General features: G+C 45.4%; 13 protein-coding genes. 5 read left to right on the forward strand and 8 right to left on the reverse strand.

What is annotated here, in order from left to right; translation table 11 throughout:
* Positions 1 to 9: 9 nt before the first annotated feature.
* Positions 10 to 942 (reverse strand): NAD(+) kinase, encoded by a 933-nt coding sequence (locus tag ACAM37_RS05445; RefSeq protein WP_007116759.1) that lies wholly within the window; start codon positions 940 to 942, stop codon positions 10 to 12.
* A 201-nt stretch (positions 943 to 1,143) separates the two neighbouring features.
* Between ACAM37_RS05445 and ACAM37_RS05450 the strand changes: the two genes are divergently transcribed.
* A complete protein-coding gene (locus ACAM37_RS05450) occupies positions 1,144 to 1,863 on the forward strand; it encodes a Bax inhibitor-1/YccA family protein (RefSeq protein ID WP_007116760.1) in 720 nt (239 codons plus the stop codon).
* A 55-nt stretch (positions 1,864 to 1,918) separates the two neighbouring features.
* Here ACAM37_RS05450 and pdxH read toward each other — a convergent pair whose 3' ends face one another.
* The 4 genes from pdxH to cysS all read right to left on the reverse strand — a co-directional run bounded on the left by pdxH (position 1,919) and on the right by cysS (position 7,314).
* Positions 1,919 to 2,578 (reverse strand): pyridoxamine 5'-phosphate oxidase, encoded by a 660-nt coding sequence (pdxH, locus tag ACAM37_RS05455; RefSeq protein ID WP_313060398.1) that lies wholly within the window; start codon positions 2,576 to 2,578, stop codon positions 1,919 to 1,921.
* A 25-nt stretch (positions 2,579 to 2,603) separates the two neighbouring features.
* Complete coding sequence (glmM, locus tag ACAM37_RS05460; protein WP_282840999.1) at positions 2,604 to 3,959, reverse strand: phosphoglucosamine mutase; 1,356 nt, start codon at positions 3,957 to 3,959, stop codon at positions 2,604 to 2,606.
* A gap of 202 nt (positions 3,960 to 4,161) precedes the next feature.
* Complete coding sequence (gene guaB, locus ACAM37_RS05465) at positions 4,162 to 5,628, reverse strand: IMP dehydrogenase (protein ID WP_369625662.1); 1,467 nt, start codon at positions 5,626 to 5,628, stop codon at positions 4,162 to 4,164.
* A 237-nt stretch (positions 5,629 to 5,865) separates the two neighbouring features.
* Complete coding sequence (cysS, locus tag ACAM37_RS05470) at positions 5,866 to 7,314, reverse strand: cysteine--tRNA ligase (RefSeq protein WP_369625663.1); 1,449 nt, start codon at positions 7,312 to 7,314, stop codon at positions 5,866 to 5,868.
* 107 nt (positions 7,315 to 7,421) lie between these two features.
* Between cysS and ACAM37_RS05475 the strand changes: the two genes are divergently transcribed.
* The 4 genes from ACAM37_RS05475 to ACAM37_RS05490 are packed head-to-tail and all read left to right on the forward strand — an operon-like array spanning position 7,422 to position 10,271.
* A complete protein-coding gene (locus ACAM37_RS05475; RefSeq protein WP_369625664.1) occupies positions 7,422 to 8,015 on the forward strand; it encodes a cob(I)yrinic acid a,c-diamide adenosyltransferase in 594 nt (197 codons plus the stop codon).
* A 56-nt stretch (positions 8,016 to 8,071) separates the two neighbouring features.
* Positions 8,072 to 8,788: an ABC transporter ATP-binding protein gene (locus tag ACAM37_RS05480; protein ID WP_369625665.1), complete on the forward strand. Its 717-nt coding sequence runs from the start codon at positions 8,072 to 8,074 to the stop codon at positions 8,786 to 8,788.
* Positions 8,785 to 9,603, forward strand: coding sequence for an ABC transporter permease (locus ACAM37_RS05485; protein WP_369625666.1), 819 nt, complete (start codon positions 8,785 to 8,787; stop codon positions 9,601 to 9,603). Before ACAM37_RS05480 ends, ACAM37_RS05485 begins: the two co-directional genes overlap by 4 nt.
* A gap of 41 nt (positions 9,604 to 9,644) precedes the next feature.
* On the forward strand, positions 9,645 to 10,271 hold the full coding sequence (locus ACAM37_RS05490; RefSeq protein ID WP_369625667.1) for a LysE family translocator: 627 nt from the start codon (positions 9,645 to 9,647) through the stop codon (positions 10,269 to 10,271).
* Positions 10,272 to 10,273: 2 nt separating this feature from the next.
* Here the strand turns inward: ACAM37_RS05490 and ACAM37_RS05495 are convergent, their stop codons facing one another.
* Genes ACAM37_RS05495 through ACAM37_RS05505 form a run of 3 tightly spaced genes read right to left on the reverse strand, consistent with a single transcriptional unit; the run spans position 10,274 to position 13,710 of the window.
* Positions 10,274 to 11,002 carry a sulfite exporter TauE/SafE family protein gene (locus ACAM37_RS05495; RefSeq protein WP_007116771.1) on the reverse strand — a complete coding sequence of 243 codons (729 nt, stop codon included), beginning with the start codon at positions 11,000 to 11,002 and terminating at the stop codon, positions 10,274 to 10,276.
* 56 nt (positions 11,003 to 11,058) lie between these two features.
* Positions 11,059 to 12,357 (reverse strand): adenylosuccinate synthase, encoded by a 1,299-nt coding sequence (locus tag ACAM37_RS05500; RefSeq protein ID WP_369625668.1) that lies wholly within the window; start codon positions 12,355 to 12,357, stop codon positions 11,059 to 11,061.
* A gap of 57 nt (positions 12,358 to 12,414) precedes the next feature.
* Complete coding sequence (locus ACAM37_RS05505; protein ID WP_369625669.1) at positions 12,415 to 13,710, reverse strand: ATP phosphoribosyltransferase regulatory subunit; 1,296 nt, start codon at positions 13,708 to 13,710, stop codon at positions 12,415 to 12,417.
* Positions 13,711 to 13,749: the final 39 nt, after the last annotated feature.

The raw sequence follows: 13,749 nt of genomic DNA on the forward strand, positions 1-13,749 counted from the left end.
CTTTTTTATTTAATTATCCATACTAAATTCTTCAGCGTAGCTATTCCAGCCGAGTTTGGTACGGCAAGCTTCAAAAAAATCCACCCCAGGTGGGTGTAATAGTGTAAGTTTGTTCGGATGCTTGTGAATCACTAAACGCTGGTTTTGGTTAAGCGGCACCGATGGTTTCCCATCTGCACTCACCATCGGCTGGGTGCGGTTATCTTTATGGATGCGGATTTTGATTTCGCTGTTGCCGCTGACCACAATCGGGCGGCTTGATAAGGTATGTGGATGCATGGGCACCAGACAAATGGCATCCATACTAGGATGAATAATCGGCCCGCCACCTGATAGCGCATAAGCGGTGGAACCCGTCGGTGTGGAGGCAATCAGACCATCACTGTGCTGACGATAGACATTAAGCCCATCAATTTTTAAATGAAAATCTAGCATATGCACTGACTTGCCTGCATGCAGCACAATGTCATTTAGCGCCATATCTTCATAAATCACATGTGCACCTTGACGGATTTCCATCTTTAGCAAGAATCGATCTTCAAGCTGATAATGACCTTGTAAAATACTGGTCAATTTTACGTTTAAATCATCAGGATAAATGTCAGTTAAAAACCCTAAACGTCCGCGGTTCACCCCCACTACTGGCACTTTGTGTTTGACGAGTACTTGCGCCGCATGTAGCAGCGAGCCATCACCACCGACCACAATGACCAAATCACAAGCACCGCCGAGCAAACTGCGCTCAATAGTAGCAATGTCACCCAAACGTGCAAAACTCAATGCCGGCAACCGTGCCGTCTGATGGTCAATTAATAAAGGCAACCCTTGCTCATGAAAAAAGTCACAAATTTGGTAGATACTTTGAATGACACTTGGCTTGTTGGCACGACCCATAATGCCGATACGCCCAAAGGCAGGATTGGGAATAAGTGTGGACGTCATAGCAGAAAATTAACTGATAAAGATTAAGCTATTTTATCACAGCTTACTGGCTCACGTTATGCCCAATCAGTATTTTATATTACAAAATTGCTAATCTTCGTTGTGCAGTTAATGTATACAAACTCATTGCTATTTGCTAATTTAAGGCGATCGATATATAACTAACTTTTGAAAGTTTTTAACTCTTGGGAGCAAATTTTTATGGCAAATCCGATTATATCTCGTGCTGAACTTGCGGTTAGTACGACACCGATGACGGTCAAAGGGGTCATTCGAAAAACCTCTTTTCTGCTAGGTCTGACGACGTTATCGGGTGTTGGATTTTTTGGCTATTGCCTAGCTAGTGGCGTCACTTCAGGTTTTGTTAGTGTAGCGGCTTTAGCCAGTATCTTGGTGGCTTTTGTATTGAGTATGGTAATTATCTCAAAACCCCACATAGCTAAAACACTGGCGATTCCCTATGCCATTTTAGAGGGCATCGTGATTGGCGCGATTTCTCTCTTTGCTAGTATTAAGTTTCCCACAGTTGCGCCGACGGCGTTGGTCGCAACTTTTGTAACCGCTGCAGTGATGCTGGCGCTTTATCGCAGTGGCGTGATTAAAGTGACCCAAAAATTTCGTTCTGTGATGATGTCTGCTGTGATTGCTATTATGCTGGTGTATCTGGTACAAATCGGGTTTAGCCTATTTGGTAGCTCACTGCCGTATTTGTTTAGCGGTGGCGTGGTGGGTATTGGTTTTAGCTTGCTGGTGATTGTGATTGCATCACTGAGCTTGTTATTAGATTTTGATAGCGTTGAGCGAGCTTATGCTGCAGGGGTGGATGAAAGCTATGAATGGGTACTAAGCGTTGGTATCTTATCAACACTGGTGTGGATGTATATTGAATTTGTGCGTTTACTGCGTTCACTGCAAAACTAAGTTTTATCAAATAAAAAACACGGTTTAAAGTACCGTGTTTTTTATGGCTTGTAGTTTAAGGTAATAAGCGTTCCATCACCCATTGCTCGTCAGCTAGCGAATAAACAATGCGGTCGTGCATACGATTGGCTCTACCCTGCCAAAATTCAATTTTTTCTACCGTCAGCAGATAGCCTCCCCAAAATTCTGGTAAAGGAATTGGGTTGTCTCCATACTGCACAGTTAATTGAGCAAATTTGTCTTCCATTACCTCGCGGCTAGCAACCACGCTGCTTTGTGGCTCGCTGACCCAAGCGGCTAGTTGGCTGTCGCGGGGGCGGCTATGAAAATACTGCGCGGATTGTTCACGGCTAACCTTTTGCACAGCGCCGGTAAGACGGATTTGTCTTTCTAGGCTTGGCCAAAAAAATAATGCTTCAGCATTGGGGTTGGTCGCCAAATCACAGCCTTTGGCACTGTCATAATTGGTATAAAACACGAGGCCAATGCCCGCGTTTTCCAATTGGATAATTTCACGCATCAGTAAAGTGCGCACACTTGGCTGCCTATCACGGCCACAAGTCGCCAGTGAAAACGCATACGCTTCCCCTTGCTTGGCATCAATTGCTTGTTGCACCCAAGTTTGTAGTAAGCTAAACGGCTGCTCCGGCAAGTGTGATTCGATAAGCTCGCCTTGCTCATACGATAATCGTTGACTGGTAAAATCAATACTCATGTTTTATCCTTATAAAATGTCAACTTTACGCCATCACTTGGCGTACTTTTTCAGCAAGTTCATTGGCTAGCATATCACACTCAATCTCATCATCGCTTTCGACCATTACCCGAATCAATGGCTCTGTACCTGATTGACGAATCAGTAAACGACCCCGTCCTGTCAATTTTTCTTCGGCATCTTTAAACGCATTTGCCAATTCTGGGAAGGTGTAGGGATCTTGTTTTTGCGCCAATCTGACATTGACCAATTTTTGTGGTAGCTGCGTATAACCCTTCATCAGCTCTGATAATGATTGTTTGCTCTGCGCCATCACCGCAAGCACTTGTAGACCTGCTACAATGGCATCGCCCGTACTGGCTTTATCTAGGGTTAAAATATGACCTGATGACTCACCGCCCAGTACCCAGCCATTTTTTTCAAGCCCTTGCATGACATAGCGGTCGCCGACTTTGGCGCGTTCAAAGGCAATGCCCGCTTTGTCAAACGCTAATTGCAGACCCATGTTGGTCATCAAGGTACCTACCACGCCATCGACTTGTTGCTCTGCTTGGGTGGCTAAAATATATAAAATGCCGTCACCATCAACCAACTCGCCTTTTTCATTGACCATGATGATACGGTCGCCATCGCCATCTAACGCAATACCCACTTGGGCCTCATGGTCAAGCACCGCTTGTTGCAAGTTTGCCGGATGGGTAGAGCCGACATTGTCGTTGATATTAATGCCATCGGGTTTATCGCCAATGGCAATGACGGTCGCACCTAACTCACGTAATACACGGGGTGCGACGCTGTATCCTGCCCCATTGGCACAGTCAACGACGATTTTTAGGGCATTTAAATTTAGATTGTAGGGGAAAGTGCCCTTACAAAACTCGATATACCGGCCTTTGGCATCTTCCACACGATAACTTTTGCCAAGCGCTTCTGGGGTATCAATAACAACATTAATATCTTTGATTTCATCGATTTTTTCATTGATGGCTTGTTGAATTTCATCTGACAGCTTTTTGCCTTCATTAGAGAAAAATTTGATACCGTTGTCATAAAACGGATTGTGGGATGCGGATATCACCACGCCTGCATCAGCGTGAAAACTTCGGGTCAAATGCGCGATGGCAGGGGTTGGAATGGTGCCTAGCATATGCACATCTACCCCTGCGGCGTTAAATCCTGCTTGCAGACAGGCTTCAATAACATAGCCAGAAAGCCGTGTATCTTTACCAATGACGACATTGGGACGATGATTTTCGTTTGGAGCTGCTTGGTTAGCTAGCAGCACTTTACCCGTGGCATAGCCTAATTTGATTAAAAACTGCGGATGTATCGGAAATTCCCCAAACTTACCACGAATACCATCAGTACCAAAATAACTCATTTAATTCTCCTTTGTCGCCCGTTGTTGTTATCACAATATAAAATTTTAGCATAGCAAAATTTCACGCATGTTGCGATATCTGTTTGTTTTTATGGGTGATGGCGCAACACGTTACTTTAAGCTATAAAAACTTTGGGCGATAAATTGGGCCATAAAAAAAAACTGGGTAGTTAACCCAGTTTTAGTGCAATCAACGTATCACTTAGTTTACACGGTAATTCGGTGCTTCTTTGGTGATTTGCACGTCATGTACGTGAGATTCTTTCATACCGGCCGAAGTCACACGCACAAATTGTGGTTTGCTACGCATTTCTTCAATATTGGCACAGCCTGTATAACCCATTGACGAACGTAAGCCACCGGCTAATTGGTTGATGATACCGTTCATTGGACCTTTGTAAGGGACGCGACCTTCGATACCTTCGGGTACCAATTTTTCTACCCCTTCTTTGGCGTCTTGGAAATAACGATCGGATGAGCCGTTTTGTCCTGACATCGCACCTAGCGAACCCATACCGCGGTAGGCTTTGTAGTAGCGACCTTGGAATAGCTCCACTTCCCCTGGCGCTTCTTCGGTACCTGCAAGTAGAGAACCCACCATGATACAAGAGGCACCCGCTGCTAACGCTTTTGCCATATCGCCTGAAAAACGGATGCCACCATCGGCTATCAGTGGAATGTCATTTTTTAGCGCATCAGCCACGTTGCTAATCGCTGAAATTTGCGGCACGCCAATACCTGCGATAATACGCGTGGTACAGATAGAGCCCGGACCGATACCCACTTTGACAGCATCGGCACCCGCGTCACGCAAAGCGAGTGCCGCATCAGCGGTGGCGATATTACCGCCAATCACTTGGATGTTTGGATGGTTCTTTTTCACCCAAGCCACGCGATCAATGACGCCTTTTGAATGACCATGTGCGGTATCTACGACAATCACGTCCACATCGGCAGCGATGAGCGCTTCAACGCGGGTTTCGGTATCTGCCCCCGTACCCACTGCAGCGCCAACACGTAAGCGACCTTTGCTATCGCGGCAAGCATTTGGGTTGTTTTCAGCTTTGGTGAAGTCATTGACAGTAATCAAGCCTTTTAATTGAAAATTGTCATCCACAACAATCACTTTTTCGATGCGGTGTTCGTGTAGCAAACGTTTGATATTCTCTGTGGGCTCGCCTTCTTTGACTGTCACCAATTTTTCTTTTGGGGTCATGATATTGCGAACAGGCTGGCTTAGGTTATTTTCAAAACGGATATCACGGTGGGTGACGATACCGACCACTTGATTACCTTCTACCACAGGCACACCGCTGATTTTGTTTTCTTTGGTGATACGAAGCAATTCGCCCACACTGGTATCAGGTGATACGCTGATAGGATCAACAACCGTACCGGCTTCAAATTTTTTCACCCGGCGTACTTGCATGGCTTGTAAATCAATGTCCATGTTTTTGTGCAAAATACCCATACCGCCAAGCTGGGCAATGGTAATCGCCATTTGCGATTCAGTCACAGTATCCATCGCGGCAGATACGATGGGTAAATTTAGCTCAATACCGCGTGTCAAACGGGTTTTTAAATCTACCATTTTAGGCAAGACTTCAGAATAAGCAGGTAGTAGCAGCACATCATCAAAGGTAAGTGCTTCATCAACGATTCGTAACATAAAGACCTCGGAGCAGTTAAGAGTAGTTAAATAGTAATTTAAATTTTGTCGTGGTGAAAAATTTGACAGCCAAAAAACCGCAAAAGGCTGAACAGTTCCCTGCCCAGCCTTTGGATTTAGCGTGTTGTCATTGGTATATTCAATTGACACCATCGTTTAGTTTTTGATTAACCGTCTATTCTAGCTAAAATTGGTTATTTTATCAAGCGATTTAAATGGTGACGGGTTAAAATCAGCTTAAACACGGCGCCAAGTCGTGCCATTTTTACCGTCTTCTAGCTCAACGCCTTGCGCCTTCAAATCATTACGAATTTGGTCAGCTTTGGCAAAGTCTTTATCCGCTTTGGCTTGCTTGCGCGCTTCGATGAATGCTTCAATCTCGCTATCACTTAACCCGGTCGTTTCGCCCACTTTCGCTTGTAAAAAATCGGTTGGATTAAGCTGTAAAATATTGAGCGGTTGTGCCAAATCTTTTAGCAATGTTGCTAACGCCAGCGCTTGGGCATTGCCTTCAACGGTTTCGAGATTGACCGCTTTGTTGATTTCACGCGCTAGACTAAATAATACGCTCACCGCCCCTGCACTGTTAAAATCATCGCACATCGCTTGATTAAAAGGGGTTTCAAATGGGGTTTCGTCAATCTCGCCGGCTGGTTCGGTGAGGCTTTCTACAGATTTTAAGGCTTGATACAGACGCGTGAGGCTGGTTTGGGCTTCTTTAAGCGCGCTATCTGAGAAATTCACTGGACTGCGATAATGACTCGATAAAATAAAGAAGCGAATGGTCTCTGGGTGAAACTGCCCCATCACATCGCGAATGGTAAAGAAATTACCCAGTGATTTTGACATTTTCTCGCCGTCAACATTGATAAAGCCCACATGCATCCAGTTGTTGGCATAGGTTTTACCGGTTGCGCCTTCAGATTGGGCAATTTCGTTCTCGTGGTGCGGAAACTGTAAATCATGTCCGCCGCCGTGGATGTCGAAGGTGTCGCCCAAGCAGCAAGTACTCATTGCCGAGCATTCGATATGCCAACCTGGGCGACCCACCCCCCAAGGCGACTGCCATTTGGTCTCAGATGGCTCTGTTTGTTTGGCAGATTTCCACAATACAAAGTCAAACGGATTTTTTTTGTCTGTCTCAACATTCACCCGCTCGCTAGCACCCGCTTGCATATCGGCTAGGCGACGTTTTGAGAGTTTGCCATACTCAGCAAAATTTTCGACCGCATAATAGACGTCGCCCGTTGCGCCTTGATAGGCTAAATTTTTGCTTTCCAGCGTTTGAATTAGATGCTGCATCTGTGGGATAAAATCCGTGGCTTTTGGCTCACTGTTAGGACGCTCACAGCCCAGATTATCAGCATCTTCATGCATGGCTTTGATAAAGCGGTCTGTCAACTGATAGATACTTTCGCCATTGTCCTTAGCGCGGTTAATAATTTTGTCATCAATATCGGTAATATTACGCACATAATTGACATCATAGCCAATATGACGCAGCCAGCGCACGACCACATCAAAGCCGACCATGACCCGTGCATGACCAATGTGGCAATAATCATACACCGTCATCCCACAGACATACATGCCAACTTTGCCTGCTTCTAAGGGCGTGAATGGGCGTTTTTGTCCACTCATCGAGTCATATATGGTAATCGGCATGGGCTGTGTCAGCTGTGTCATGGGATAGTCACCTTTGCAAGTTGGGTAAAAAAGACAATCGGTTATCATACCGAAATTTTGTTAAAAGTGCTATGATTTGGCATATTTCACACTTTAAGGTCTCTATAATGGGCAATCGATTATCAAAGATTTACACCCGAACGGGCGATGACGGCACCACTGGCATGGCGAATGGTTCACGGGTGTCTAAGGCAGACTTACGCTTTGACGCCATGGGCAAAATTGACTTATTAAACTCCCAAATCGGTTTATTGCGGGGCTATCTTAGTCAAGATAACCATACTCAAAATAGCCAAAACCAACCTAACCATTCCCAATTTGATGCTAAGCTAAGCCGCTTGCAGCACCAGCTTTTCAATCTAGGGGGTGAACTTGCTATGCCCGAATACCGCGGGATTTTGATAGACTATGTGATAGAACTTGAAAATCAAATTGATGAGTGGAACACCCATTTACCACCCCTCAAAGATTTTATCTTGCCTGCAGGTACCATTGTGACCAGCCAAGTGCATATCGCTCGCTGTTATTGCCGAGACGCTGAGCGCCTACTCGTGGCATTAAACTCGCGGGATGCTAATGTCTCACCACTCAGTCTACAGTTTATCAATCGTCTGTCCGATTGGCTGTTTGTATTGGCGCGTGTCGTTGCTCGGTTGGATGCCGGTCAAGAAGTGCTTTGGGATAAAACCACCCTGTCATAACTCTATCACGATACTTTAAAACGCTATACATTAAAAAAACTATACTTCAAAAAGCCATGCTGCAATTTAGCCAACTGTCTTACCAAATCGACAATCGAACACTCGTCAATCATGTTTCAGGTGAAATCCATGACCATAACTTTATTATCATCACCGGGCAGTCTGGCAGTGGCAAATCGTTACTGCTAAAGCTACTAGCAAGCCTATTACCTATGTCAGCAGGTCACATTACATTAAACGGCAAAAATTTGACCGACTTGACACCAGCTACTTGGCGCTCACAGGTGGCCTATATTGCGCAACTAAGTGAGATGATTGAGGGCAGCGTCTTAGATAACTTGACCCTGCCCTTTAGCTTTGCACTGTATAAAGACAAAAAACTCGATGTATCTTGGCATGAACAGCACCTAGTTAACCTTGGCAAATCACCCCAGTTTTTACAGCAAGATAGCCGCAGCTTATCGGGTGGCGAAAAACAGCTTGTCAACTTATTACGCACGCTACAGTTGCACCCGACCATTTTATTACTCGATGAGCCTACTGCTTCCCTTGATACCACTACCACCCACCAAGTCGAAACATTGATTAACCACTGGTATCAATCCACCCCCAATGCTAGCGTGGTGTGGATCAGCCATGAGCCGACCCAAATTCAGCGCTTATTGGCGATTGGCACTAGCCACTGGACGATGGCTAATGGTCAATTGAGCAATGACGAGTTAACAATCGATAGCAAAATACGCGCATCCATAGTACAAGGCAATCAGCCATGATGATATTAGCAATCACCATGCCCGCTATCTCCTACCTACAAGTGGCGCTAGCAAGTCTGGCATTATTACTGGTGATGGCAATCAGTGTTTGGTTGAAATTGGGTATCGTCAAATCCCTGCTTATTGCAAGTTTTCGCACGGTGGTTCAACTAAGCTTAATTGGACTGGTACTTGCGTGGATTTTTGCCAGAGAGCAATGGTATGAAGTGTTGGCGATTTTGACTTTTATGTCGATTGTCGCCACTATCGCTGCCAAAAATCGGGTTAACAAACCCTATAAAGGGTTATTTTGGGATACGGCGGTGGCGGTGTTTGTCAGTAGTTGGGTGGTGGCTATATTTGGTGGTGGGTGGATATTGTCAGACAACGCGGCTAGCTGGTTTCGTCCGCAAGTCATGATACCGTTATTGGGGCTGATTTTAGGTAATTCATTGACCGCTGTCTCACTCTCTATGAACCAACTTGTCAGCAGTTTTCATCGCGAACAAAGTATGATTAATACCTATTTGGCATTGTCCGCCACGCCTTGGGAAACTGCAAAACCCTATGTCATTGCTGCCATTCAAAATGGTATCACACCGACGATTAATAGCATGATGGTGGTGGGGTTAGTGAGCTTGCCGGGTATGATGACAGGACAAATTTTGGCAGGCGCAGACCCGCACCAAGCCGTGCTTTATCAAATTATTACCCTGTTTTTAATTGCCACCAGCAGTACATTAGGGTGTACAATAGCGACTTTGCTGATTTTTCGACGGTTTTTTAACCCGGAGTGGCAGTTTGTCATTCCACCCTCTGCCAACACTTCTCATTAACCGTTAATTGGCTATCTTTCATTTATTTACTAAAAATTCTAATGACCCTGCAAAATTTCTTATTTTTTTTAATCAGTACTTGCCTTATCTCGGCAGCGCCTGGCTCTAATATGCTATTAGCGTTCCAATTTGGTGTCAATTATGGCATCAAAAAAACCCTGTGGACGTTGGCAGGGCTGAGCATGGGTTTATTTATTTTATTGACAACGTCACTGTTAGGGCTAGGGCTTATCAGTACCAACGCGCCTGTTTTACTGACCATTATCAAAGTCGTGGGCGCGCTGTATTTAGCCTATCTTGGGATAAAATCTTGGCGCCAAGCTGACAGCGAATTGCACAGTGACCAGTTACAGGTGATACCGACCCCCGCGCAACTGTTTAAAACAGGGATTTGGGTGTCGTTGTCCAACCCCAAGGCGATTTTGTTTTTTGCCGCATTTTTCCCCAAATTTATCAACTTTTCCGCGCCTTTACTGCCGCAATACCTCATGCTCACGGTGGGTTTTTTTATGATTGAGATAACGTGGCAACTGGTTTATACCATGAGCGGCAAAAAACTGTCGGATTGGCTGCAATTGGGCAATCGCTTGATGTGGCTTAATCGCTTATGTGGCTTGATATTTATTATCATCGCCATCGCGCTTATTACTGAGATTTTTTGGCATTAGGTTCAAAAAAAATAGTGACGGGCGATATCGACAATCAATTTGAGCGCTATGAGGGTGAGTAGATACGGCAGGATTTTTTCTAGCCAGTCTAAACGGATTTTATGGCGCAGTCGGGTACCAAGCCATGAGCCTACAGTTGCCATGATGACCATCATCACTAGCAATTGCCAATAATCGGCAAACACAAATCCCATCGCCACATAAACTATCAATTTAGCGGTATGCACCACCGTCATCATCAAGGCGCCCGTAGTAACGACGACATTGTTATCATCATAGTACTTATTGAGCATGGCGATATTGAGCGGACCCGGTGTGCCAACAAACACGCCCAAGCCCGTTTGTGCAAATCCGACCAAAAAGAAACTTTCAAAACGGCGAATCACGCGGTTAAAAGTGCTTGACCAAGTTATTAGTAAGATATAAATGCCGATAAATAACGGAATAAGCTCTAAATGGATAAAGCGTACTAACACGCCAAATACCAACAGTCCCGTCAATGAGCCCGCCAAAAATTGCCAAAAATAGGTGAAGTCTAAGGCATCCCGACCAAACCAAGCGCGCGTGGCATTACTAACGAGCTGGGTCACGCCATGCACTGGCACAATCGCTGCTGCAGGCACAAAAAATGGCATCAGTCCAATGAGTATCATGCCGCCGCCCACGCCTGTGATAGCGGTTAGAGCAGAGGTTAATAAATTGGCTAAGGCGAGTAAGCTATCATTCAGCATTTTTTACCCTAAAATAAAAAACCCGACATCACATCGGGTTTTTTGATGAATAAGGGTTAGGCATCGTACGGGTCGCGTAGCACGATGGTTTCGGCACGGTCAGGACCTGTTGAGATAATGTCAACGGGACACTCGATAAGCTGCTCAATGCGCTTGATATAAGCTTTGGCATTTTCAGGTAGCTTGTCATACTCTGTCACGCCCACGGTGCTCGTTTTCCAGCCTGGCAAAGTTTCATAGATAGGTTTCACGTTCTCGTAAAACTCCGCATCGCTAGAGCCGCAAACTTCCCCACTTGGCAACTCATAACCTGTGCAGATATTGAGCTGTTCAAGGTCATCTAACACATCAAGCTTGGTCAAGCAGATACCAGATAGGGAGTTTAGTACCACAGCACGGCGTAGAATCGCTGCATCAAACCAACCACAACGACGGGCGCGGCCCGTGGTAGCACCAAATTCTTGACCCACAGTACCGATGTGCTCACCGATATCATCAAATAGCTCAGTTGGGAAGGGACCCGCCCCCACGCGTGTGGTGTAAGCTTTGGTGATCCCCAATACATAGTCAAAGTACAAGGGTCCAAGACCGGTACCTGTCGCCACGCCGCCAGCGGTGGTGTTTGAGCTGGTAACGAAGGGATAAGTGCCGTGGTCAACGTCAAGCAAGGTACCTTGTGCGCCTTCAAACATTAAGTTTTTGCCTTCTTTGCATAGCTTGTCAAGCTCGCCCGTCACATCAGCCACCAAGTCTTTTAGCGCATCACGCCATTCCTCTGCCAGCTTTAAGGTCGCATCAAAATCGACTGCGTCCACCCCATAGTATTGGGTCAAGGCAAAGTTATGGAACTCAAGGTTAGTTTTTAGTTTATCGGCAAAGTCAGCTCGCAACAAATCAGCAAAACGCAACGCGCGGCGCGCTACTTTATCTTCGTAGGCAGGGCCGATACCACGCCCGGTCGTGCCAATTTTGTTGTTACCACGTTTGACTTCACGGGCTTGGTCAAGCGCTACATGTTGTGGCATGATCAGTGGGCAGTTGGGCGAAATACGTAGTCGCTCACGCACAGGCACGCCTGCTTCAACCAGTGACTGCATTTCTTTTAATAGCGCATCTGGGGCTAGCACCACGCCATTACCGATATAGCAAGTAACCCCTTCACGTAGTATACCCGATGGAATCAAATGTAATACGGTTTTTTTACCGCCAACGACTAAAGTATGACCGGCATTATGACCGCCTTGATAGCGCGCCACCGCACTGGCTTTTTCAGTCAATAAGTCAACGATTTTGCCTTTACCCTCATCGCCCCACTGGCTACCAAGGACAACGACGTTTTTTCCCGTATGTTTCATGATAAGTCACCTTTTATCAAAGTAATTGCTAAAAACAAGTTTATGACAGCTTAAAAATTAATTTTCTGCCAAATGCTCTAAGTACCAAACCCCATTCGCTACTTGCAAGCGATGGGTGGTTTGCTCAGGTTCATCGGTTTCATCCAGCGCAATCATCACCCGATGCCCCTCTTGGCGTAGTGAGTCAATCGCTTGTTTGAGCGCTGGCGCATCAGGATGATTGGGTACATGTAAAATAGTTTGTACATGGCTATAAGGTACCACGGTAAAAGGCTGCTCATGTACCTGGATATGATTTTGCCAACGGTTTAGCTCGCAGCTAAAGCCAACGCCGGAACGCACGGCATCGGTATTATCAACTTCATGATGAAAATGATTGCTAAAACGACCGCCACGAATCAGTGGCAATGACTCATCTGCCACGTACACATTAAAGACAACGCCTGTATGATAGTGATATCCCAATCCTGTGACATCGACACTGACATTGGCATCCCAGTGCTCTTCAAGATAGCTCACCAAATAAGTCAAATCAGACAAAGCTTTGGCAATGATAGCATCGTGTTTGGCTTGACTTGAGAGTCGTTCGCTCAGTTTTTGCAAGTCATTACCTGCCTCGCCAAGCACATAAAAATCGTTGGCAAATTCGCCAAACTGGCGCATTTTGCTGGTCAAAAGTTTCAGCTCGGGTAATGCTTTATTAGCATAGAGCTCAATTAGTTTTTCTTGCAGATGCGTAGGTACACTGCCAAGCTGGCAAAGCTGCTGAAAAATCGCCACATGACCAATATCAATATGCGAGCGTGCAATCACATCCGTACTATCTAACAAGGTAAATAGCACATCTAATAGCTCCACTTCACTGGCTAGTGAATCGGTACCAAAAATCTCAGCGCCCAACTGTAGCGGGGTGCGCGAACCAAATAAGCCCTTTGGCATGGTATAGATTACATGCCCTGCATAACAATAGCGGGAAATTGATTTTGATGGGTTACTAGTGTCTTGATTATTGTGAAGACGCGCATCAATCCGCGCAATTTGTGGGGTGATATCTGCGCGTACCCCCATGAGCCGACCGGTTAGCTGATCAATGATTTTAAAAGTTTGTAATTTAACATCTTCAGACGCATAGCCGAGCAAGCTTTCGGTATATTCAATCATAGGCGGGCTAATAAATTCATAGCCATGGCTGATTAAAATACGGGTCAATTGATAACGCAGGGTTTCTTGCTTTACCGCTTCGGTTGATAGTAAGTCGACAACCCCATCGGGTAATAGCCAAGTATTTTTTGTATTAAGATAAAAAGCAGACTGATTTGCCACATTGGTGGAATTTGATGCTAAATTTGACACAATAAATCCTAAGGATGATTAAATGATATATCACTAGAC

It is taken from the genome of Moraxella sp. K23 (genome assembly GCF_041154765.1).
Classification (GTDB): domain Bacteria; phylum Pseudomonadota; class Gammaproteobacteria; order Pseudomonadales; family Moraxellaceae; genus Faucicola; species Faucicola tetraodonis.